The sequence below is a fragment of the Microvirga sp. P5_D2 genome (genome assembly GCF_054049475.1).
Genome location: NZ_JBFUMH010000022.1, coordinates 15,819 through 36,533, shown reverse-complemented (window position 1 = coordinate 36,533; position 20,715 = coordinate 15,819). Strand labels below are relative to the sequence as shown.

The window sequence follows — 20,715 nt, the reverse complement described above, 5'->3', positions numbered from 1 at the left end:
ATGAGTACGAGGTCCATTTCTTATCGCGGCTTCCGCTTTCCGGCCGAGATTATTAACCAAGCAGTCTGGTTGTATCACTGCCTCAGCCTTCGAGAGGTCGAGTTGATCCTCGCGGCGCGGGGTGCTGTGGTCAGGTATGAGACCATCCGTGAATGGAGCCTGCGCTTCGGACGAACCTACGCCAACACGCTCAAGCGGCGCCGGCCCAAACCCGGAGACAAGTGGTTTTTCGATGAAGTGTTCGTGCGCATCCGAGGCAAACTGCACTACCTCTGGCGGGCCGTTGATCAGCACGGGAATGTACTCGATGTGCTGGTCCAGAGCCGACGGAACACGAAAGCGGCCAAGCGCTTCTTTCGCAAGCTGCTGAAGGGTTTGTGCTACGTGCCCAGGGTGATCGTGACCGACAAACTCGGATCTTATGGTGCCGCGAAACGCGAGGTCCTGCCGGGTGTTGAACATCGGCAGAGCCGGTATCTGAACAACCGCTGTGAGGTCTCGCACCAACCCACCCGAAGGCGCGAGCGTCATATGAGGCGTTTCAAATCAGCCGGGCAGGCGCAACAGTTCCTCGCCACTCACACTCCGATCCACAACCACTTCCAACTCCGCCGCCATTGCCTCTCCGCCAATGAGTACCGCGCTGCTCGTGATCGCGCCTTTGCCGCTTGGCGTAATGCTACTGGTGCCACGCTCGTAGGCTAAACGGGATAAGTCTCGCGGCAATGTTGTTTCCTTGGCGTCAAGTTGACAGTACCTACCTAAAGTCTGGATAGTTTGCGCCCACTGCGCCAAGCCTCATCAACAATCACATTGCCAAATGTGCGCCGCCAGACATGACAACGCCTACTCGACTGCTAAGCCTCGTTCGAAAGTCCTCGCAGAATCGACATGACGCGTGCGGCCACCTCACGAGCCGCACGACTGAGCGGCTTCTGCTGACCAGTGACGAGAACCACGTGACGACTGATATAAGGATTGCGGATCACGCTGCTCGCAAACACTCCTTTGCGCCTTTCGTCGGCGATCGTGTGTGGTGCCTTGATCATGTAGCAGCCGCAGTTCAGCGTCATTTCTTTCTGAGCAAGGATTGAATCCGCTTCAGCAACGACGGTAAGTTCGACCTTCGTACGCCGGGCGACGGCATCGACAGACATTCTGAGCCCATTGGTGAGCGCCGGCAGCACGAGAGGATAATCGGCAAGCCGCTCGAAGTCGATCTCAGCCGGCAGGTCGCATCGGCTCGCGACTCCGGCTAGGACGAGCCGCGAGTTCAGCATCAGAGTGTCGTCTTTGATGATACCCTCCTTATATTTGCTGTAGGTGCCGACATCCACGATGCCCTCCGAGAGCCAGCGCTCGATCTGCTCGCTGAATCCCTCGTAGATCCGCAGGTGAATGCCCGGTAGTTCACAGCGGAGCTGATTGAGCAGTGCGGGAATGACCGCCCCGATGAGTGACGGTGGCAGCCCGATCGAGACGTTTCCGCTTGGGAAGCGGCTGAAGGCACGTAGATCCTCGGAGATCTGATCCACATCCCGTAACAGAGATTGAGCTCTCACCAGGGCTTCTTGTCCAAGCTCCGACAGCGCCACGCCGCGTCCCGTTCGGTAGAACAGCGGACCATCCCATTCCGCCTCCAGCTCGCTGATGATCCGGCTGACCGTCGGCTGTGCCAGACCGAGAGACACGGCAGCCTTGGTGAAACTGCCTAATTCGGCAGCGCGGGCGAAGGTTCGCAGATGCTCCAGGTTCACTACAGGGCCATCCAGATTTCGGATACCTGATATTGGTATCATGTACTGGACGGATCACAAACAGCTGCTAGCATATTCTTCAATAATAATGCCTTCAGCATATCCAGAGGATTGAGTTGAAGGGGACAAAATAACATTAGGAGGAAATCTATGCGACGCCATCAAGCGCGAGTTGCCGCAGGCATTACTAGCTCACTGTTACTTGCCCTCGTCTCGACATCAGCACTGGCTCAGACCAAGACAGTCCGGTTTCTACATAACGAGACTGATCCACCGAGCATCGAGTTCTACAACAAGGCCATCAAGGAATTCGAGGCGGCCAACCCGGACATCAAAATCGAAATGGAAGCCGTCAGCACGGATGGGCGCCTTCAAAAGGTGCTGRCCTCCATCAATACGAAGACAATGCCGGAAGTGTTCAAACTCCTTCCTGAGGAGAGATTCGAATTCGCCCGCAAGGGATATCTCGTACCCCTCGACGACGTCATCGCCGAGATCGGCACAGAGGATTATGTTCCGGGATCCCTCGTTCCTGTCGAGGGCAAGACCTACGATATTCCCTACACCCTCGGCAATTACGGTGTGCTGTGGCAGCGGGACGACCTGCTGAAAGCGAAGGGCCTCGAGACACCAAAGAACTGGGATGAACTCAAGACCGCTGCGAAGGCCCTCACCGACGGCGGCAACTTCGGCTTCATCTTTCCAGCCGGCAAGAACCGGATGACGAGCATTTATCTCTCGGCGATGATCTGGAATGCTGGCGGCACTTACTTCGACAAGAACCTCAACGTCACCTTCGACAATCCAGGAACTGTGAAAGCGCTCACATTTCTCAAGGAAATGGCCGCCTACTCGCCATCAGGCATCAGCTCCTATTCCTACGGGGACATGATCAATGTCTATCTGACGGGAAAGATCGGCCTCGACATTTACGCTCCCCGTCTGGCCGCCAACGCGGCGGCGAATACGCCAGATCTCTTCAAGCAGACGAGCGCCAAGCCCATGCCAGTGGGCCCGAGCGGGGTAGCGGTCAAGTTCGTTAACGCCAACAGCTTCGCCCTCGCGGCACCTTCGGTCGGCTCCAAGAATGTGGACGCCGCCCGTAAATTCCTGAAGTACATCGTGACGGGCGAACGCCTTGAGAAGTTCTCGCTTACCGCATATCCCCACCTTATCCCGCCACTGAAAGGCGTGCAGGAGAAGGTGATCAAGGCGGGGGCCGCCGAGGTCCTGAATGGGCGGGAAGACATCGGCCGCCTTGCGTTCGATACATCCAACTCGCTCGACTTCGAATCCGAGGCTGGCGCAGTCTTCAAGGACGGCAAGGTGATCCGCTCCGGCGTGGTCAATCCCTATATCGGCTCGATCGTCGCCCGCGGCGTTCCCGCCGAGGTCGTCCAACGCGTGGTCATCCAGGGAGAAGACCCCGCCAAGGCCKCGGCATGGGGCCAGGAGCGAATGAAGCGCATCGTCGACGAGCTCAAGAAGTAGCCGTCGCGCCACAATTCCAGCATCCGCGTCGCATGACGCGGACCCCATTTCCTCGGAGAATTTTTCATGACCCAAGATCAGGCGGCTCCGGCGGTCGTGTCTCTGCGCGAACGCGTCAAGTCCCCGCCCGCGCAGACCATGATCGATTCCTATTATGCCCCCGCAGTTGCGGCCGGGATCCGGTTCCAGTTCGACCCCGAGATGAAGATCCATGTGGCTCACGCGCTCATGCTGGCAGAGCGCAAGATCGTTGATCGCTCGGAAATCGCGCAGATCCTCGCAACACTGCTGGAACTGCGCCAGTCCGGCGTGTCGGCGCTCACCATCGATTACGAGCAGGAGGATCTCTATTCCTACATCGAGCGCTTCCTTGTGGAGCGCCTTGGACCTGCCACGGGCGGGCGCCTGCATACCGGCCGGAGCCGCAACGATATGCACACCACCTCCTGGCGGCTGGCCCTGAGAGCCCGCCTTTTAGATCTGCTGAAGACTGTCTTGCGCCTGCGACGCACCCTTCTCGACCTCGCCGAGATGCACATCGACACAGTGATGCCGGGCTATACGCACACGCAGCACGCGCAGCCCATCTCTTTCGGCTACTACCTGCTTTCCGCCGCTGACCTCGTCGAACGCGACTTCCGAAGGCTCGCCAGTGCGCTTTCCTGCTGCGACCGAAGCCCGCTCGGATCGGGCGCGCTCTCTACCACAGGCTTCCCCATTGATCGGGAGATGACGAGCCGACTGCTCGGATTCTCCGGCCTTGTCGAAGTCGGCTATGATGGCGTTGCCATCCGTGACGACGTTCATGAGGCCGTGGCGGCCCTGGCGATCCTGATGACCGGCGTCTCCCGTGTCGCCACCGATCTGCAGAGCTGGAATACTATGGAATATGGCTTCATCGAGCTCGATGACGCTTACTCCAGCGTCAGCAGCATCATGCCGCAGAAGAAGAACCCGCAGGCGCTCGAGCATGTGAAGGCGGTGGCCGCTATGGCCGTCGGGGCTCTCAACACGGTGCTGGCCTGCAGCAAGAATACCGCCCTGGCGGATGTCAATGACGGCGTATCAGCCCCCAACGCCCCTGCCCTTGAGGCAATCGAACGGGTCATCCGTTCGCTTCTGGTCTTCGAAGGAACCCTGTCCACGTTGAAAGTGCGGCCCGAAGTGATGCGCCACTCGGCCGAAGTCGGTTTCGGGACGGCGACTGAACTCGCGGACATCATCGTCCGCGAAACAGGATTGTCCTTCCGCATGGCTCACAACGTGGTCGGCCGCGTCGTTCGTGAGACGATCGAGGCCGGGCGCATCGCGACGGACATCACCACGGCGGATCTCGATGCTGCGTCACAGGCTCTCTTCGGACACACCCTTGGTATTCCCGAGAGTAAAGTCCGCACGGCTCTCGACCCGGCAGAGAACCTCAAGACTCGCACTGTCACGGGAGGCCCTGCCCCCGAGCGGATGGCTGACATGCTGGCTCGCAGGAAGACAGGTCTTGAGCATGACGCCGGCGAGACGGAGCAGATCCTCCACCGGATCGCGGATGCCGACACGCAACTTGAAGCCCAGGCCCGGCAACTGATTGCCGAAGCGGGCCTGCCCGCTCAATCCGTATTGTGAGATAGTCCTATGGCGCGCCTTGAAATCCGACAGGTCAGCAAGGTCTTTACGGATCATACCGCTGTATCCGACGTCAGCCTCACCGTGAACGATGGTGAGTTTCTGGTCCTGCTCGGACCTTCGGGATGCGGGAAGAGCACGCTCCTTCGCATGATTGCCGGTCTCGAGTTGCCCACCTATGGCGACATCGTCATCGGCGACCGCGTTGCGACACGCCTCCAGCCGAAGGATCGCAATATTGCGATGGTGTTCCAGAACTACGCGCTCTATCCGCACCTCACCGTCTACGAGAATATCGCCTTTCCCTTGCGGGTTCGTGGCACAAATTCCAAGGTGGTGGATGAGAAGGTTCAGTGGGCGGCCAGTCTGGTGGGGCTCAACAAGCTCCTGAAACGCAAGCCCCGCCAGATGTCGGGCGGCGAACGGCAACGCACCGCTCTGGCGCGATCGTTGGTCCGTGATCCCGACGTCTTCCTTCTGGACGAGCCGCTGTCGAACCTCGACGCGAAGCTGCGCCATTCGGCTCGCGAGGAGCTGCGCCAGTTCCAGGATCGCGTCGGCGTCACCTCGGTTTATGTCACCCACGATCAAGTTGAGGCCATGGGCCTTGGTGACCGCATCGTTGTGATGCAGTCCGGCACGGTCCGGCAGATTGGCACGCCAGAGGAGATTTATCTCCACCCCGCGGATACTTTCGTTGCCACCTTCATGGGTTCTCCCCCGATGAACCTCGTCTCACAGGGAGACATCGTCCTGGGCTTCCGTCCGGAAAACTTCCTGCCAGAGAGTAACTTTGCGTCAGGGAGCGAGATCACCCGGATCGCCTTCCGCATGCATCGGATCGAGTATCTTGGAGGCGATCGGCTGCTCTACGGCCATGTATCCGGCAATCTGCCCGAAACGCCCGTGATCGCCCGGATTCCCTCGAGCGTGGCATACGCGCCAGTTGTCGGCTCTGAAGCGCCCTTCGCGGTCGCAACCAGCGACCTGCGGCGGTTCGATACCGCAAGCGGCAAGGCGCTGCCCATCACCGGTTCGTTCAGCGAACGGAGGGTAGCTCATGTTTGAGAGACGCGCTGCCCTCGCCGGCGACCGAACGCTCGCTTATGTGACCCTCGCGCCAAGCGCATTGCTCCTATTGCTTCTTGCCGTTGTGCCAACGATTACGGTGTTCGTCACGGCCACGCAGGATGTCGGCATGGGTGATATGTCGGGGCCCTATGTCGGCTTCGAGAATTTTGCTTGGGCCCTGACGAGCGAAGCGTTTTACACCGCATTGTGGAACACCTTCATCTGGGTTTTCGGCAGTGTGTCGATCGAGATGGTTCTGGGTCTCGGTCTGGCGCTTCTTCTCAATAAGACCTTTGCCTTTCGGGGCGTCGCGCGGGCTGTGATCCTGGCACCCTACCTCGTTCCCACCGTCGTGGCTGTGCTTACCTGGCGCTACATGTTCCACGACATCGTCGGTATCATCAATGCGGGGCTCATCTCCATCGGAGTGATCGACAAGCCGCTGCTATGGCTCAACAGCCAGTCCTTGGCAATGACGTCCGTGATCTTGGTGGGCGTTTGGAAGTTCTTCCCCTTCGCCGTCATTGCCCTCCTCGGAATTCTTCAGGCGATCCCACAGGAGCAGTATGAGGCAGCGCGCATCGATGGAGCGAGTGTCTTCCAGCAGTTCTGGCGCATCACCCTGCCCTACGTGATGCCGGTCTTCCTGCTGACCGCACTTCTACGGACCATCTGGACCTTCCACAAGTTCGAGATCATCTACCTGATGACTGGTGGTGGCCCCCTCGACGCGACGACGACGCTGCCTATTCTCGTTTATCTCAAGGCTTTTTCCGATTTCGAGTTCGGACGTGCCGCTGCGGTGGCGATCCTCACCTTCGGCATCCTAGGGGTTCTGCTGGCCCTCTACTTCATACTGATCAATCGCGCGGAGGCCCGCCAATGACGTCCGCAACCCTGTCTGTCGCCTCCACCTCAGAGCGTCCCCGCCGCAATTACGAGATGGCGGATGTGCACCATCTCGCCTCTCGCATCATGCTCTACCTTCTGGTTTTCACAGCGGTATCCGTGGTCGGCTTCCCGCTGCTCTGGATGGTGTTGTGTTCCTTCAAGCTCGGAGGAGAGCTCTATGCCACCCCGCCGACCTTCCTGCCGACCGAATGGACCCTTCAGAACTACAGGGACTTGTTCGTCCAGACGAACTTTCCTATCTACTTCGCCAACAGCCTTGTCGTCGCGGGCGGCGCCACTTTTCTCTCGCTCCTGATCGGAGGGTTGGGCGCCTACAGCCTCAGTCGTTTCAAGTTCTTCGGGATCGCAGCGTTCTCCAATGCAGCGTTGATCTGCTACATGCTGCCGGAGGTGCTCCTCGTCCTTCCCCTGTACATCTATGTGGTCAAGCTCGGCCTGGCGGATACGCTCTTCGCACTGATCATCGCGAATACTGCCTTCACCTTGCCCCTCGCGCTCTGGTTCATGCGCTCCTACTTCAACGCGATCCCCGTCAGCCTTGAAGAGAGCGCGATGATCGACGGATGCACGCGCCTGCAGGCCATGTATCGCGTCACCGTACCCCTGGCTCTTCCAGGCGTTATCTCAGTGGGCGTCTTCAGCTTCAATCATGCTTGGAACGAGTTCCTGTTCGCGCTCGTCTTCACGTCTTCCGAGCGCAACAAGACGCTGCCGCTCGGCCTCGCCACCTGGATCGGTCAGGACAACATCTATTCCTGGGGCATGCTTCTGGCGGGTGCCGTGCTCGTCACGATCCCCGTCGTTCTCTTCTACCTGCTTGTTCAGCGCAAGCTCGTCGTCGGGCTCTCCGAAGGCGGCGCGAAAGGTGAATAAGTTTCAATCGCAACACGATGATCCCGAGGTTGTCATGAAGATCAAGAACGTGACGGTGATGGCCGTCGAAATCCCCCTCTCGAAGAACTTCGGCGGCAGCCGATACAATGTAAGTAAAAGGTGCACCATCATCACCCGCATGGAGACTGACACAGGCCTAATCAGTGAGGTCTATAACGGCGACAATCGGGACCACATGCGCGAAGTGGTCGAGATCATCGAAAAGGAGCTTGTCCCGCTCGTTGTCGGAGAGGAGATTTTTGCCGTTGAGCGTATCTGGCAGCGGCTCTTCAAGCAGGCGGAGTGGAACCGCGATCGTAAGCTCGTGATGGAGGCCGTCGCCTGCATCGACAGCGCGATCTGGGACCTCATGGGCAAGGCCGCCGGCGTAAATGTGTGCCGCCTGCTTGGCGGCTACCGGCAGGAACTGCCGATCATTTGCATCGGCGGCTACTATGAGGAGGGCAAGACCCTATCCGATCTCGGCAAGGAGATGGAGCGCCTGAAGAATGCGGGCCTTGCCGGCTGCAAGGTCAAGGTCGGTGGATTGTCAGCCGAGAAGGATGCGGAACGGGTCGAAGCCGCTCGGAAAGGCGCCGGCGATGATTTCTTGATTGCGGTTGATGCCAATCGCGGATGGCCGGTTTCCGAGGCGGTTCGCTTTGCGCGCCTGATCGAGAAATACAACATCGCCTGGTTTGAGGAGCCATGCCACTGGTACGACGATGCGCGGATGATGGCGCAGGTCCGCCGCGCCACCTCGATCCCAATCGATGCTGGCCAGAGCGAGGCCACGAGTGCCGGCGTCCGCCGCCTCGTTGCCGAGGGCGCTGTGGACATCGTGAACTTCGACGCCTCGGAAGCCGGAGGCATCACCGAATGGCGGCGGGCCGCGGCCTTGTGCGCCCTGCACGATATCGGTGTCGGGCACCACGAGGAACCGCAGATCGCTATGCACATGATCGCCGCGATTCCGAATGGCGTCTGCGTGGAATGCTTCGAACCGGCACGCGATCCGATCTGGGCCGAGATGATCACCAACCGCCCCAATCCGAAGAACGGGATCATCCAGGTGCCTCAGGGTCCTGGCTTCGGGCTCGAGCTGAACTGGGACATGGTCCATCGCTACCAGGTTCATTGAGCGCGATGTGACGGCGCTCGACCACCCCATCGCATCGGGCCTGAAAGCCCGCAGCCGTCGGGTGCGCTTGGCCAAGCGCACCCGGTTGGCTTCAGCCTTTGGCCTGATGGCGATTTCCGGGCTCATCTGGACGTCGTTTAGCCTCTTCCTCGTTGCTATCGAAGCAGAGTTTCACTGGTCGAGAGCCGAGATCTCTGGTGCTTTCAGTATCTTTGCTTTGACGAATGCCCTGACCGCACCGGCTTTTGGCTATGCCCTTGGACGCTGGGATAGCCGCCGCTTGCTTGCAGCGGCGTCGTTGGTCCTGGGGCTTGCTCTATGTGGCGTGACGCTGGTCAGAACGCCTGACGCATACTGGCTCGTCTTTGGCGTGATCGGCGGCATTGGGAGCCATTGTACGAGTTCCTATGCCGTCTTCGCGGTTCTAGCGGGCCGCTTCCGAGAGCGCCCAGCAACCGCGATGGCCATCGCCGACGCGGGATCGAGCTTCGCCACGTTCTTGGGACTTCCCATCATCCATTGGATTATCGTGGAGTTCGGATGGCGTGCGGCCTATCTCATTCTCGGCAGCTCGGTGGCTCTCATTGGAGGCGCACTCCATCTCCTTGCCCTAGATCCGGTTCGGCGGATACAACCGCAGCAGAGCGCCGGGCCTTCGATCAAAACACCCCTTCTTCCCCTTCTGGCGCTCGCGGCTGCCTATTTCTGCGGCTCCGCGGCTTATCAGGGACTCATCACCCAGCAGATCGCTCTTCTCGACCGCTACAGCGTCGGTGAAAGCCTTGCCGTGTGGGTCGTTGCCGTCGCGGGATTGGTCCTGTTCGTCTGGCGTCTCTGGTCAGGCTATCTCTGTGACTTGTGGGGCCCGTGGAAGGTGATGATGATCGCAGCTGGTGGGATTATCGTAACCTTCACGTCTCTCGCTGTCGGCACCACGCTGGCTGTCCCAAGCGCGTTGCTTATCTTCCCGCTAGCGGTTGGGATTGCTTTCGGCGGGCAGCAGGTCGTTCTCGCAATCGGCGCTCGGCTCATCACAACCCTTGCTAGCCTCGCGAGTGTCCTTGGCATCTGCCGCATGGCCTCGGGCATCGGGATGGCCGCAGGCCCACTCCTCGCCGGCTATGCCTACGATGTAACGGGCCAATATGGATTAGTGATCATCCTGCTCGCAGTTGTTTCCCTTGGGCACGTTGTGGGATATTTGATTGCATTCGGCATTGCCGGCGCAACGCGGAGTTCTGTGTCCTTCTCATAGACATCACGCCTCCACTGTTCCGAAGAGGCTGTGTCGCAATTTCTGGCAATAGACACATAGATTTGAGCGAGGTTCGTACCCCGTTACGTGGCGAGCCTCTCGAACTGCTCAGCGAGCGACAGTTGCTGAGCGCAGGCGTAATTCGCCTGTCCCTTTCGCATCATGTGAACCATTTCGATGCCGGCAAGCACGGCACGGGCGCTATTCATCGACTTGAAGCACATCATCGGTCGCACCCGCCGCTTGATGGCACGATGATCCTGCTCAATCCGATTATTGAGGTAGGCGCTTTGCCGGATGCGGATCGGCTTGAGCCTCCGTCGTGACCGGTCCTGCAGCTGGTCTGTCGTATCGCAGGAGAGGATCGCCTCGCGGTTGGTCTGGCTGCCATCGATGACGATCCGCTCAGGCCGGCCATGTCGCTTGAGCGCTTTGCGCAGGAAGCGCTTGGCAGCAGTCAGATTGCGCCGCTCGCTGAACCAGAACTCAACCGTGTCGCCATGGCTGTCGATCGCGCGATACAGATACCGCCACTGACCTTGAACTTTGATGTGTGTCTCATCCATATGCCATTCCCGGCTGACGGGTCGTTTGCACTGATTAAATCGCTCGAGAAGCTCAGGTGAGTAACGGATTACCCATCGGCCGACCGTCGCGTGGTCGACGGAGATGCCGCGCTCGGCCATCATCTCCTCTAAGTTTCGGAGGCTTAGGCCATAAGCGAGATACCACCTCACGCACAGCAGGATCACAGAGCGATCGAAGTGACGGCCTTTGAACATGACACACCTCCAGAGCTTGCCGGAGACATTGGCCGAACTCAGTTACCGATGGGTTTGCGACAGTACCGCTTTGCCCCGTTGCTGTTGGCGCGCGAGCAACAGGATCCGTTCCAGGAGCTGCAAACCCTGATGACAGACCTGCTGCGCCGAAGCGCCTTTCCCGACAACCAGGACAGCGCCTTGCTCCTGTTGGCCTCGCTCGGCGTGGTCCTCGCGAGCCTCACGCGGATACCCGACCTGAAACCCGACCTGGCCGCCCGCCTCTTCGATCGGATGGAGGCTGCGGCAAAGGCGGTTCCGGCGCGGCCTCTTGCATAGTCCACGATCCCACGATGCAGCCGTCATCGTGTCCATCACCCCTTGACCTGCTGTGCCTCGGGGTCAGGTGGCATCGGGGCAGTCGAACTCCCATGGCGAGACAGAAGCATCGGAGGCGTCGCGTCGTTGACCGTCCCGACGAGAGTCCATCCCCCGGTGTTGTAGCTTTTCCCGATTTCCCGCGTTCATGGTTTCAAGGACCGACCTTCGTCCGTTTCCTGCTCGTGGTCGGTGACACTCATGTGGACCATGGGAGGGTCTCATGCACCGTTTGTCCCACGCCGTTGCGGCTGGGCTTGTCCTCGCGATGGCCGCGTGCTCGGATCGTCCGGCCACGATCACGGGTGCGGGCGCGACCTTCCCGTTCCGCTCTATGCCCGTTGGGCGGAGGCCTACTACGGAGAGACCCAGATCAGGATCAACTACCAGCCCATCGGCTCGAGCGGCGGCGTCCGCCAGATCCGGACGAAGACGGTGGACTTCGGAGCCACGGACGCGCCCTTGACGGGCGAGGACCTGCGGAAGGACGGCCTCGTCCAGTTCCCGGTCGTCATCGGCGGTATCGTTCCGGTCTACAACATCGAGGGTATTCCGGCGGGTCAACTGAAGCTGACAGGCGAGATTCTCGCCGACATCTTCAATGCCAGGATCACCCGGTGGAACGATGCCAGGATCGTCCAAATCAACCAGGGGGTGACGTTGCCCGACGCGGCGATCACCCCGATCTACCGCTCCGATGGCTCCGGCACGACCGACGTGTTCACCACTTACCTGTCCCAGGTCTCCGAGGTGTGGAAGGGCGGCCCTGGTGCGGGCGCTTCGGTGCAATGGCCGATCGGCCAGGGCGGCAAGGGCAATGAGGGTGTCGCCGCGCTCGTCAAGCAGGTGTCGAATTCTCTTGGCTACGTGGAATATGCCTACGCCAAGCAGACCCGGCTCGCGGTTGCCCAGCTTCAGAACGAGGCCGGAAAGTTCGTCGTGCCCGAGGCCAAGTCGTTCCAGGCTGCGGCGGCCGGGGCCGACTGGGAGCCGGCGGCTGGCTTCGGCATCTCGCTGACCAACCAGCCCGGAGACGAGACTTGGCCGATCACGTCGCCGACCTTCATCCTGGTCCACAAGGCCCCGGAGAAGGCTGAGCAGGTGGTGGAGGCGCTGAGGTTCTTCGAATGGGCCTTCAGCAAGGGTGACCCGATGGCGGTCGAGCTTGATTACGTCCCGCTGCCCAACCCGGTGAAGGACCTTGTCCGCGCCACGTGGCAGAACGAGATCAAGGACAAGTCGGGCCAGCCCGTGCTCAAGAAGCCGTCCTGATGCCGTTTCCCGGGAATGACACTCTCTGGCGAGGGCGAGATGGAATTGAGAACCACGCCTCCTGAACCCATTCGGTTGCCCTCGCGCCGGGTTGTGCGGAGACACGGCCCCCGCAAGCCGACGCCGATCCGGATCTCCACCATGACATGGCGGCTCATCCTGTTCGGACTGGCCGCCCTGCTGGTGCTGATCCTGTGGGCGGTGCCGATCGTGCCGGCCGTCGCCCTTGCCGGCTTCGCGGTGGCCCTGGTGCTGTCCTTCCCGGTCCACCTGTTCGCGCAGGTGGTTCCGCGCGGCCTGGCCATCCTGTTCTCGTTCCTGATCCTGCTCGCCGTGTTCCTATTGCTGGCCTACATCCTCCTGCCCCTGATCGTGTCCCAGGCCAGTGGCCTCGTGACCGCCCTGCCCGATCTGGTGCAGAACCTGGAGCAGTACCTGGTGCGGGCGCTCCGGGCGCTGCATGCCCGCGACCTTCTGCCCGACACGCCGCAGGCGGTCGCGGGGCGCCTGATCACGGACATCAGGGACAGCCTCGGCGTGATCGCCGACAACGTGCTCGGCCGCACGCTCGGAATCCTCGTCGGCACCTTCAGTTGGGCGCTGACCCTGTTTGCGGTGATCTTCATCGCCGCGTCGCTGCTCGCCAACGTGCGCTCGTTCAAGGCGGCCTACCTGACCAGCGTGCCGGGCCGCTACCGCCACGATGCCCTGGAGTTCTGGGAAGCACTCGGCCACGCCCTCTCGCGCTACCTTGGGGGACTCGCGCTGGTGCTGGCCATCCAGGGCGGGCTGTCCGCGGCGGCGCTGTTCCTGATCGGAGTGCCCTATGCACTGGCGCTGGGTGCCTGGGTGTCGATCACGGCAGTCATTCCCTACCTTGGTGCCTGGATTGGGGCCATTCCCGCGCTGCTGGTGGCGTTCTCCATCTCGCCGACCGCGGCCGTGCTGACGGGAATTCTCTTCCTGGCCATCCAGCAATTGGAGGGCAATGTGCTGACGCCCCGCATCCAGGCGCACACCATCAAGGTTCCATCGATCCTCGTCTTCCTGGGCGTCCTGGTCGGCGGATCGCTGTTGGGGATCACAGGTGTCCTCCTGGCCGTGCCGACGCTGGCCACGCTCCGCGTGATCTTCGACTTTTTCCGCGTCAGGCTGCGGACTGAAGAGGCGTCCGGAGCCGAAAGTGCCACGAAGGGGGCTTCGCCCAGCCGCCGATGAGGTGCCTGGCGGAACAATCCGCCGGGATCGTGCGATGTCCTTCATCCGCGCGATGACTGCAAAAGGCCCTAACCCGTTCATAGGAGAGCGCGATGACTACGTTCAAGGTCGGCTATATGATCGGCAGCCTCGCCAAGGAGTCGATCAACCGCAAGCTCGCCACGGCGCTGATCCGTCTGGCTCCGGATCACCTTGAGTTCACCGAGATCCCGATCAAGGACCTGCCGCTCTACAGCTACGACTACGATGCGGATTACCCGCCCGTGGCGAAAGCGTTTAAGGACGCCATCGCGTCGGTGGATGCAGTGCTGTTCGTCACGCCCGAGTACAACCGCTCGATCCCCGGCGGGCTGAAGAACGCCATCGACTGGGCCAGCCGGCCCTACGGGAAGAACTCGTTCACGCGCAAGCCCTCGGCGGTGATCGGTACCTCGCCCGGCGCGATCGGCACCGCCGTGGGGCAGCAGCACCTGCGCAGCGTGCTCGGCTTCTGCAACTCGCCGCAGATGAATGCGCCGGAGGCCTACATCCAGTTCAAGCCAGGCCTGATCACCGATGAGGGCGAGGTCACGGACGAGTCCACGGCCGGGTTCCTGAGGAACTACATGGCGGAGTTCCACCAGTTCATCGTGCGGGTCTACACCGCCCTGCCGCGGGATGCCTGACACCTTCGGGAGTCGGCCTCGGTCGCGAACGATCGATGGAAGCCCGCGACGGTCATGCTCCCCGTTTGGATTGCCTGAAGAAGCCCAGGTTTCGGGACAGGGTTTCGGCGGCCCCGACGATCATCCCACGCCATGCCCGCGATGGTTCCCGATCTTCCTGTTCGGGATGGGCTGCATCAACCTGGCTGCCAGCAAGGTCCTGACATGACGATGGCCGGGGAACCCAATGGCCTGCTCGCCAACGCCCGGTCATGGACCGCCTGTCGGGCAAGGCCTGAAACGGCCACCGCCGCGATCACCGCTCGATGGCTGGGCGCCGGATGCACGTGGTCCGAGCTTGTCGGCATTGACCTTGTCTTCACGGTCGCTGCCTTTGCTTTGAGAATGCCGACGTGGCATTAGGCCTGGTTCTTGCGCTGCCCCCCTCGATGCAAGGGACGTTGGCGAGAAGGCCGTTCGCTGACATGCGAGGCCGCTATGACTGGTCAATGTTGTCTGAGGAGTTCAGGGAACATCATCCTCCGCAACAGAACCGCCTTCGCTCTCCCAGGTTCCGATCCGTCGAGTGCCTCGGCGGTTGAACTTCAGCCTGACGCCGACCCCCATGTTGTCCTCAGGTATGAACACCGCTCCAAGATCCTCGAGTGCGCGACGCAGGGCGGATAGACTGTCAGGATCGAGCTGGCGGCGCATCTTCTCGTAATCGATGATATCCGCGGCGGGAATGCGCGCCCTGTGAGCAAGGGTTCCCACGTCAACTTCCGCAAGTGCGCGTGCCGCACGGCACTGACCCGGTGTGAGGATTGCACTGTCTCTCATGGGTCTCGCCTCCTCTGTGTTTTTCGACCCTTTCGGCAAGTGAAGCGACGAGTCGACCGAGCGTTCCATCCCGAACCGTGACACCCGCAATCGTCGAACCCGTCGTGGATCGGCGGGTTGCTTCGGTCATCAGTGAGCCGTGCCCATGGAGAAGACTTGGATGTGGTCCGGAAGACCATGCCGTTGGCGTCGTCACTCACCAGCAGCGCACCATCCTACGCGACCGCGACCCCTGCCAGCGTGCCCCAAACGCTGGCGTCGTCGACGACAAACCCCGAGTTCACGCGGAACCTGATCACCGACCAGGGCGAGGTCACCAACGAGTACACGGTCGAGTTCCCGAAGACCTACATGGCGGAGTTCCACCAATCCGTCGTGCGGGTCTACACCGCCCTGCCCCGCGATACCTGAGGTGGTTGTCCGGCCGGAACGATGAGCCAGGGCATAGGCGTGACGCAGTCGCGCCGGTTCCCTGGAGCGAGTGGACCCCGTCCATCGTCGCCCCCGCCGCATCCAGCACCGTCGCATACGGGCCTCGAACGCTGTACAGTGCCTGACGTCAGTGCGTTTACTGGAGCTGAATCGAAGCGTTGTCCGGCTTGGTCCTCCATGCCATCGCGACCTCGCGCTGGTACGACCTTGCGGACACGCCAAGCGCATCGGTGAGTTCATGAACCAGGATTCCGCCACGCGCGCGTCCCGGCCGTCCGAAGCGGCACGAGGCGTGGAACCGATGGCGGAGCAACGCGCCCTGAAGCTGTCGATTGCGGTGACATTGGTGACGGGTCTGGCGGGCATCCTCGGCGGCCTGGCAATCGGTTCGCGCGCGATCACTTTCGACGGCATGTACAGTTTCGTCGACGTCCTTCTGACCTTCGGGGCGCTCGCCGTGGCGAAGCTGCTGATGCAGGAGCCAAGCCGCCGCTTCCAGTACGGCTACTGGCATCTTGAGCCACTGGTTGCCGCAGCCGAGAGTGCAGTCCTGGTCACCGCGTGCATCTACGCCGTCATTGACGCCGTGCGAGGACTGATGAGCGGCGGGCAGCACGTGGCATACGGGTTCGGCCTGATCTGGGCAGGCCTCATGGGCGCCGCGGGCTTCGTCATGGCGGCCTACATGAGCCGCTTGGCGCGTCACCAGGGTTCGATCCTGCTGGCCGTCGATGCCCGTGCCTGGCTCTTGAGCGGCTACGTGAGCCTGTCCCTTCTGTTCGCCTACGCCGTCGCGATGGCTCTCACGGCCTCGGAGCATCACGAGTGGGCGCCGCGCCATGAGGGACGTGCTCGAGGTGGCACCGGAGGAACTCGACCGACGGGTCCGGCAGGTCATGGACGGCCTCGTAAGGGAGCGCGGCTTTCTCACATATTCGAGCCATGTCGCCCAGATCGGCCGGGGGCAGTTCGTCGAGATCCACATCCTCGTGGCGCCCGATTACCATGTCGGGACGGTCGCGGCCGTCGACGGCATCCGCCGCGAGGTCGCTACCCGGCTTGATGCGAGCTGGCCGCAGGTCCGGCTCACCGTCGACGTCACAACCGATCCAGACTACCTGTGACCGAAACGCTTGTCGTCAGCCGCAGCCGTGTCGGCTACCTGGATCCTCCGTGCGCCACCCGGAAGATCGTGCCGTTGGCGTCGTCGCTGACCAGGGAGCGAGCAAGCCGGCGCTTCGCCTCTGCGATGGTCAGGGCATCGTCAGGAGCCTCCGTAGCGGCTATGGCCTCTTCGCTATCTTCTGTGTCTTCCTCTACCGGAAGCTCTTCTGCCTCCAAGTCCTCCAGGCTCTTCTTCAAGGCCTTGTCCTGCAGCCCCTGACCATCTCCGCAGTAGATCCAATCGAGCGTAACGCCAGTTTTCTTGGCAATCTTCACCCCATCTTTGACTGTGGGGGCACGGCGCCCGTGCTCGAAGTGATTCCAGGCTTGTTCGGAGATCCCGACGACCTCACAGAATGTCTTCTGATTGTGTTTCAGCGCTCGGCGGAGGGCTCTCAACCGAGCCGCAATTACCTCTGGCCTGTCCATTGGTTTCAGATCTTCCTCTTTGAAGGGGTGAGATCCAGCCAATCCCTTTCGGCAGCTTTGTCTGCCGCGGCAAGGTTGAGGCGGAGTTTTTCGGCCACATGCAGGGGCAGCGTGTGCTCCAAGCCCCGATAGATCCAATCGAGCGAGACACCCGTTCTGTCACAGACCTTGAGGGCCTCGTCTATCGTGATACGGCGGTTGCCGTTTTCAAACACGTGCCAGCTCGGCTCGTGGGCACCAATGAAGTTGCACCATGCCCGCTTCTGGATGAACCCCATAGCAAGGCGCAACTGGCGCAGTCTGAGGCTGATTTCATCGAATTTATCGGGCCGGCGTCCCTGCTTTGTCGGAATCTCGTCTTGCACTGCCCTACCCTCAACCGCCTCGGCTATGCCGAATGCCCTCTAACAGTCGCCCCAAGGCGGATTCTAATTTTGAGTTTGGCTCAAAGGCTACTGGAGGAATGCCGCTTTTCACTAACGGGCCCAGATTCACAGACCCTTCCGCTTCGCTCTTGCTTGGCTCTGTTGCATTAATCCGCCAAGCCACATGATCTGGTAGCTGGTCAGGCCAACAAACACGCTATGGCTTGTGCCGCGCGAAGTTAATGCAACAGAGCCCATTGCCTGGAGTGTGCTGAGCCAGAACCGGACTTATGAACCACGTACAGCGGCAGTGATGGGTTGAGGGCAGCATCGCCCCTGCCCTGCATCACCCGCTTGGAACTCGCCAAGGTCTGCGAGAGGAAGACGAGATGGAGAACGATCGCGCCGTCGCATGGGTGCTCTGGTGACCCACTTGGCCGTAACTGGGCCGGTCCGTTGATGAGAACCGATGCTCGCGGATATCCATGATGGCCAGGAGCGCTGCTCCACAAAGGGTCGGATACATGTGTGCAAGACCAACTTCGCCATCTCGAAGCCTCTTGCGACGCACGGCCGGTCCATACATCAGGGTCAGGAAGTGAAATTCGTTCACTGACGGGAATGTCCAATGTTCCTGTCCAAAGCGGAAGTTCACCCCCTGTCCGGAACGTGCCAGGAGCGGCCATTCCTGATCACCTAGTCCGAGGCCTGTCTGTCAGCTCAAGACAATCTGCATAACCGAAACAGATTAGGCTCCGGAGCGAACGGGTGGAAGCCGGTCGCATCTGTTGCCCCGCCTGCGACGGGCCTCGGCTAATGGGAGACCATGCCGTGCCAGGTTGCGAAGGCGACGGCACCGCCGGCAAGCAGGATCAGCGGGTTGAGCGTCGGACGCCAAACCAGGATCGCGGCCGCGATGCCCGCTACAGCCCAGGACAGGATGCCTGCCCCCGCGATACGAAAGATTGCGAACACGCCGGCCAGGATAAGCCCTGCGCCGATGGGGGCCAGCCCATTCTCCAGCGCTGTGTGCCAGTGGCGGCCACGATAATGGTTCCACATCTTCGTGACGCCGTAGCAGAGCAGCGATGACGGAATGAAGAGTGCGAGCGTCGCCACGATGGCGCCGATCCAGCCCGCTACTTTCCAGCCGAGCAGGGTCACAAGCATGGAGCCCGGGCCGGGGGCAGCCCGCGCAATCGCGAACAGATCAACAAACTCCCGCGCGGTGACCCAGTGATAGACCTCAACGGATTGATGCTGGATGCCCGCGAAGATGCTGGGACCTCCGCCGATGGAAACCAGCGAGAACGGCACGAAGACGACGATCAGCGACCAGAGCGCATTTTCACGCATCGGACGAGGCCTGCCACCAAGCAAAGGCGATCGACACGGGCGCGAGCCCCAGCACCACCGGCACGAGCGGCCATTGCAGAAAACCCACAGCCACGAAGGTCGCCATCAGGATCAGGAACGGTACGAGCCTGCGGCTTGCGCTGTAGGCGCCCTTGCCGGCGACGATCAGGAGCAGGCCGATGGCGGCAGCCGCAGCCCCGCTCATGGCATTCTGGATCCACGGCATTTCGGCGAGTTGGTTATAGGCCGTAGCAAGGGCTATCACCGCGAAGAAAGGACCGATCACCAGGCCGGTCAGGGCGCAGACCGCCCCTATCGGTCCACGCAGGCGCTGGCCGATATAGACCGACAGATTGGTGACGTTCGCTCCGGGCAGGATCTGGGAGAGCGCCAGCCCGGAGAAGAAATCGTCGTCGCTCATCCAGCCCCTCAGGGTCACTACCTCGCGATAGATCCAGCCTGAAAGGCCGCCGCCGAAGCTGAAGAGCCCCACGCGGAAGAACACGAGAAAGAGCGACACGAGGGAAACTGGAGCCCGGGACGGGGTCATGGGATATCCGGGACTAAGCTTGGCTGCTGTCTGGAAAAGAAAGAGGATGCGTGCCTGCGCCTATCGGGCATCAGGCCTCCTCCCCTGTTCCTGTTTATACTGCCTTCTGCCTGATGGCATCCGCAATAGCGGTGGCGGATCGGCTGCAGGAGGCAGTGCCGCCCACATCGACCGTACGGGTCTCGGGGCTTTCGAGCACGCGGTCGATGGCCCGCTCGAGGGCCTTCTCGGCCACAAGCAGATCCTCACGCCCGTGCCTCTGCCCGAGCCAGCCGAGGAGCATAGCCCCTGAAACGACCATGCTGATCGGATTGGCCTTGTCCTGTCCGGCGATATCCGGCGCGGAGCCGTGCGAGGCGTTGGCCATGGCGTGGTTGACGCCCGCATTGACGCCGCCGCCGAGGCCGAGGCCACCTGCAAGCGCGGAGCAGAGATTGGAGATGATGTCGCCGAACAGGTTGGTCATCACCACCACGTCGTAGCGGTCGGGATTCGTGTAGACATCGGCGTTGAAGGCATCGACGATGGATGAGGTCCACTCCACGTCCGGATACTCGGCGGCGACCTTCACGCATTCATCGTAGAAGAGCCCATCCGTCATGCGGAAGATGTGCTTCTTGCTGACGATGGTCACATGCTTGCGACGTCTGCGTGCCCATTCGAATGCGCTGCGCGCGATGCGGTTGGACGCGTGCGCCGTGATCTTACGCATGGAAATCGCGACGCCCTCCACCGGCATCACCTCGCCATAACCCTCGAACATATTGCGGTCCGGATAGAATCCTTCCGAGTTCTCGCGCACGATCAAAACGTCGAGGCCCGGACGCGCATGGGGCACGCTGCGATGCGAGCGCGAGGGACGCAGGTTGGCGTAGAGATCGAGATCGTGGCGGAACTTGCCCGGCACGTTGATGCCGCCATCCTTCGGAGCAGGATAACCACCATTGTCGCAGGGTCCGAGGAGGATGCCGTCGGCCTCGATGGCGGCCTTGTAGACGCTGTCCCTGAGCGTGGTGCCGTACTCTTTCAGGCTCGCATGACCCACCGCATGCTCTTCGAAGCGCAGGTTCAGGTCGTAGGTTTCATTGGCAGCCTCGAGCGCAAGAATAGCGGCGCGGCTAATTTCCGGGCCGATGTGATCGCCCGGCAGAACGGTGATGGTAAGAGGAGCAGGCATGTCGATCTC

At 61.2% G+C, this 20,715-nt stretch carries 21 protein-coding genes and 2 pseudogenes; 15 read left to right on the top strand and 8 right to left on the bottom strand.

Translation table 11 applies throughout. The features are described from left to right. On the top strand, positions 1–705 hold the full coding sequence (locus ACXJKO_RS09255) for an IS6 family transposase (protein WP_457090790.1): 705 nt from the start codon (positions 1–3) through the stop codon (positions 703–705). Between the two features lie 152 nt (positions 706–857). On the opposite strand, the gene ACXJKO_RS09250 is transcribed toward ACXJKO_RS09255, so the two are convergent. Further along, a complete protein-coding gene (locus tag ACXJKO_RS09250) occupies positions 858–1,757 on the bottom strand; it encodes a LysR family transcriptional regulator (RefSeq protein WP_457090789.1) in 900 nt (299 codons plus the stop codon). A gap of 150 nt (positions 1,758–1,907) precedes the next feature. Between ACXJKO_RS09250 and ACXJKO_RS09245 the strand changes: the two genes are divergently transcribed. From ACXJKO_RS09245 to ACXJKO_RS09215, 7 genes are all read left to right on the top strand, one after another. Next, positions 1,908–3,248: an ABC transporter substrate-binding protein gene (locus ACXJKO_RS09245; protein WP_457090788.1), complete on the top strand. Its 1,341-nt coding sequence runs from the start codon at positions 1,908–1,910 to the stop codon at positions 3,246–3,248. A 66-nt stretch (positions 3,249–3,314) separates the two neighbouring features. Then, positions 3,315–4,868 (top strand): argininosuccinate lyase, encoded by a 1,554-nt coding sequence (argH, locus tag ACXJKO_RS09240; RefSeq protein ID WP_457090787.1) that lies wholly within the window; start codon positions 3,315–3,317, stop codon positions 4,866–4,868. 9 nt (positions 4,869–4,877) lie between these two features. Next, a complete protein-coding gene (locus ACXJKO_RS09235; protein ID WP_457090786.1) occupies positions 4,878–5,936 on the top strand; it encodes an ABC transporter ATP-binding protein in 1,059 nt (352 codons plus the stop codon). Then, a complete protein-coding gene (locus ACXJKO_RS09230) occupies positions 5,929–6,825 on the top strand; it encodes a carbohydrate ABC transporter permease (protein WP_457090785.1) in 897 nt (298 codons plus the stop codon). Before ACXJKO_RS09235 ends, ACXJKO_RS09230 begins: the two co-directional genes overlap by 8 nt. After that, positions 6,822–7,724 (top strand): carbohydrate ABC transporter permease, encoded by a 903-nt coding sequence (locus tag ACXJKO_RS09225; protein ID WP_457090784.1) that lies wholly within the window; start codon positions 6,822–6,824, stop codon positions 7,722–7,724. The genes ACXJKO_RS09230 and ACXJKO_RS09225 overlap by 4 nt, the downstream gene beginning before the upstream one ends. Before the next feature lie 34 nt (positions 7,725–7,758). Beyond that, positions 7,759–8,865, top strand: coding sequence for a mandelate racemase/muconate lactonizing enzyme family protein (locus tag ACXJKO_RS09220; protein WP_457090783.1), 1,107 nt, complete (start codon positions 7,759–7,761; stop codon positions 8,863–8,865). A gap of 7 nt (positions 8,866–8,872) precedes the next feature. Continuing rightward, complete coding sequence (locus tag ACXJKO_RS09215) at positions 8,873–10,120, top strand: MFS transporter (protein ID WP_457090782.1); 1,248 nt, start codon at positions 8,873–8,875, stop codon at positions 10,118–10,120. A gap of 83 nt (positions 10,121–10,203) precedes the next feature. Here the strand turns inward: ACXJKO_RS09215 and ACXJKO_RS09210 are convergent, their stop codons facing one another. Next, entirely contained in the window at positions 10,204–10,902 is a 699-nt protein-coding gene (locus tag ACXJKO_RS09210) for an IS6 family transposase (protein ID WP_457090781.1), read from the bottom strand. Between ACXJKO_RS09210 and ACXJKO_RS09205 the strand changes: the two genes are divergently transcribed. The 4 genes and pseudogenes from ACXJKO_RS09205 to ACXJKO_RS09190 all read left to right on the top strand — a co-directional run bounded on the left by ACXJKO_RS09205 (position 10,885) and on the right by ACXJKO_RS09190 (position 14,414). Then, the gene (locus ACXJKO_RS09205; RefSeq protein ID WP_457090780.1) at positions 10,885–11,220 is read left to right on the top strand and encodes a hypothetical protein; all 336 of its coding nucleotides are present in this window, start codon (positions 10,885–10,887) and stop codon (positions 11,218–11,220) included. The two genes, ACXJKO_RS09210 and ACXJKO_RS09205, sit on opposite strands and share 18 nt — an antisense overlap. A 262-nt stretch (positions 11,221–11,482) precedes the next feature. Further along, positions 11,483–12,531, top strand: a pseudogene (gene pstS, locus ACXJKO_RS09200) (phosphate ABC transporter substrate-binding protein PstS). 141 nt (positions 12,532–12,672) lie between these two features. Next, positions 12,673–13,749, top strand: a complete 1,077-nt coding sequence (locus ACXJKO_RS09195) for an AI-2E family transporter (protein ID WP_457090779.1) — start codon at positions 12,673–12,675, stop codon at positions 13,747–13,749. A 92-nt stretch (positions 13,750–13,841) separates the two neighbouring features. Beyond that, positions 13,842–14,414 (top strand): NADPH-dependent FMN reductase, encoded by a 573-nt coding sequence (locus ACXJKO_RS09190; RefSeq protein WP_457090778.1) that lies wholly within the window; start codon positions 13,842–13,844, stop codon positions 14,412–14,414. Between the two features lie 504 nt (positions 14,415–14,918). Here the strand turns inward: ACXJKO_RS09190 and ACXJKO_RS09185 are convergent. After that, positions 14,919–15,233, bottom strand: a complete 315-nt coding sequence (locus ACXJKO_RS09185; protein WP_457090777.1) for an XRE family transcriptional regulator — start codon at positions 15,231–15,233, stop codon at positions 14,919–14,921. A gap of 156 nt (positions 15,234–15,389) precedes the next feature. On the opposite strand from ACXJKO_RS09185, the gene ACXJKO_RS09180 reads away from it, so the two are divergent. From ACXJKO_RS09180 to ACXJKO_RS09170, 3 genes and pseudogenes are all read left to right on the top strand, one after another. After that, complete coding sequence (locus ACXJKO_RS09180; protein WP_457090776.1) at positions 15,390–15,644, top strand: hypothetical protein; 255 nt, start codon at positions 15,390–15,392, stop codon at positions 15,642–15,644. A 259-nt stretch (positions 15,645–15,903) separates the two neighbouring features. Then, positions 15,904–16,410: pseudogene (locus tag ACXJKO_RS09175) on the top strand (cation transporter); the annotation flags it as partial. Positions 16,411–16,504: 94 nt separating this feature from the next. After that, entirely contained in the window at positions 16,505–16,789 is a 285-nt protein-coding gene (locus tag ACXJKO_RS09170) for a hypothetical protein (RefSeq protein WP_457090804.1), read from the top strand. Between the two features lie 34 nt (positions 16,790–16,823). On the opposite strand, the gene ACXJKO_RS09165 is transcribed toward ACXJKO_RS09170, so the two are convergent. From ACXJKO_RS09165 to ACXJKO_RS09145, 5 genes are all read right to left on the bottom strand, one after another. Further along, a complete protein-coding gene (locus ACXJKO_RS09165) occupies positions 16,824–17,300 on the bottom strand; it encodes a helix-turn-helix domain-containing protein (protein WP_457090775.1) in 477 nt (158 codons plus the stop codon). Beyond that, positions 17,264–17,623 carry a helix-turn-helix domain-containing protein gene (locus ACXJKO_RS09160; RefSeq protein WP_457090774.1) on the bottom strand — a complete coding sequence of 120 codons (360 nt, stop codon included), beginning with the start codon at positions 17,621–17,623 and terminating at the stop codon, positions 17,264–17,266. The genes ACXJKO_RS09165 and ACXJKO_RS09160 overlap by 37 nt, the downstream gene beginning before the upstream one ends. An 813-nt stretch (positions 17,624–18,436) precedes the next feature. Next, entirely contained in the window at positions 18,437–18,979 is a 543-nt protein-coding gene (locus tag ACXJKO_RS09155; protein ID WP_457090773.1) for a chromate transporter, read from the bottom strand. After that, a complete protein-coding gene (locus ACXJKO_RS09150; RefSeq protein ID WP_457090772.1) occupies positions 18,972–19,529 on the bottom strand; it encodes a chromate transporter in 558 nt (185 codons plus the stop codon). Before ACXJKO_RS09150 ends, ACXJKO_RS09155 begins: the two co-directional genes overlap by 8 nt. Before the next feature lie 94 nt (positions 19,530–19,623). After that, positions 19,624–20,706, bottom strand: coding sequence for an isocitrate/isopropylmalate dehydrogenase family protein (locus ACXJKO_RS09145; RefSeq protein WP_457090771.1), 1,083 nt, complete (start codon positions 20,704–20,706; stop codon positions 19,624–19,626). Positions 20,707–20,715: the final 9 nt, after the last annotated feature.

What these genes read in the sequence shown, in the direction of transcription:
- ACXJKO_RS09255 (WP_457090790.1), top strand. Translation starts at nt 1, where the DNA reads ATGAGTACGAGGTCCATTTCTTATCGCGGCTTCCGCTTTCCGGCCGAG.
- argH (WP_457090787.1), top strand. Translation starts at nt 3,315, where the DNA reads ATGACCCAAGATCAGGCGGCTCCGGCGGTCGTGTCTCTGCGCGAACGC.
- ACXJKO_RS09235 (WP_457090786.1), top strand. Translation starts at nt 4,878, where the DNA reads ATGGCGCGCCTTGAAATCCGACAGGTCAGCAAGGTCTTTACGGATCAT.
- ACXJKO_RS09230 (WP_457090785.1), top strand. Translation starts at nt 5,929, where the DNA reads ATGTTTGAGAGACGCGCTGCCCTCGCCGGCGACCGAACGCTCGCTTAT.
- ACXJKO_RS09225 (WP_457090784.1), top strand. Translation starts at nt 6,822, where the DNA reads ATGACGTCCGCAACCCTGTCTGTCGCCTCCACCTCAGAGCGTCCCCGC.
- ACXJKO_RS09220 (WP_457090783.1), top strand. Translation starts at nt 7,759, where the DNA reads ATGAAGATCAAGAACGTGACGGTGATGGCCGTCGAAATCCCCCTCTCG.
- ACXJKO_RS09210 (WP_457090781.1), bottom strand. Translation starts at nt 10,902, where the DNA reads ATGTTCAAAGGCCGTCACTTCGATCGCTCTGTGATCCTGCTGTGCGTG.
- ACXJKO_RS09195 (WP_457090779.1), top strand. Translation starts at nt 12,673, where the DNA reads ATGACATGGCGGCTCATCCTGTTCGGACTGGCCGCCCTGCTGGTGCTG.
- ACXJKO_RS09190 (WP_457090778.1), top strand. Translation starts at nt 13,842, where the DNA reads ATGACTACGTTCAAGGTCGGCTATATGATCGGCAGCCTCGCCAAGGAG.
- ACXJKO_RS09185 (WP_457090777.1), bottom strand. Translation starts at nt 15,233, where the DNA reads ATGAGAGACAGTGCAATCCTCACACCGGGTCAGTGCCGTGCGGCACGC.
- ACXJKO_RS09170 (WP_457090804.1), top strand. Translation starts at nt 16,505, where the DNA reads ATGAGGGACGTGCTCGAGGTGGCACCGGAGGAACTCGACCGACGGGTC.
- ACXJKO_RS09155 (WP_457090773.1), bottom strand. Translation starts at nt 18,979, where the DNA reads ATGCGTGAAAATGCGCTCTGGTCGCTGATCGTCGTCTTCGTGCCGTTC.
- ACXJKO_RS09150 (WP_457090772.1), bottom strand. Translation starts at nt 19,529, where the DNA reads ATGACCCCGTCCCGGGCTCCAGTTTCCCTCGTGTCGCTCTTTCTCGTG.
- ACXJKO_RS09145 (WP_457090771.1), bottom strand. Translation starts at nt 20,706, where the DNA reads ATGCCTGCTCCTCTTACCATCACCGTTCTGCCGGGCGATCACATCGGC.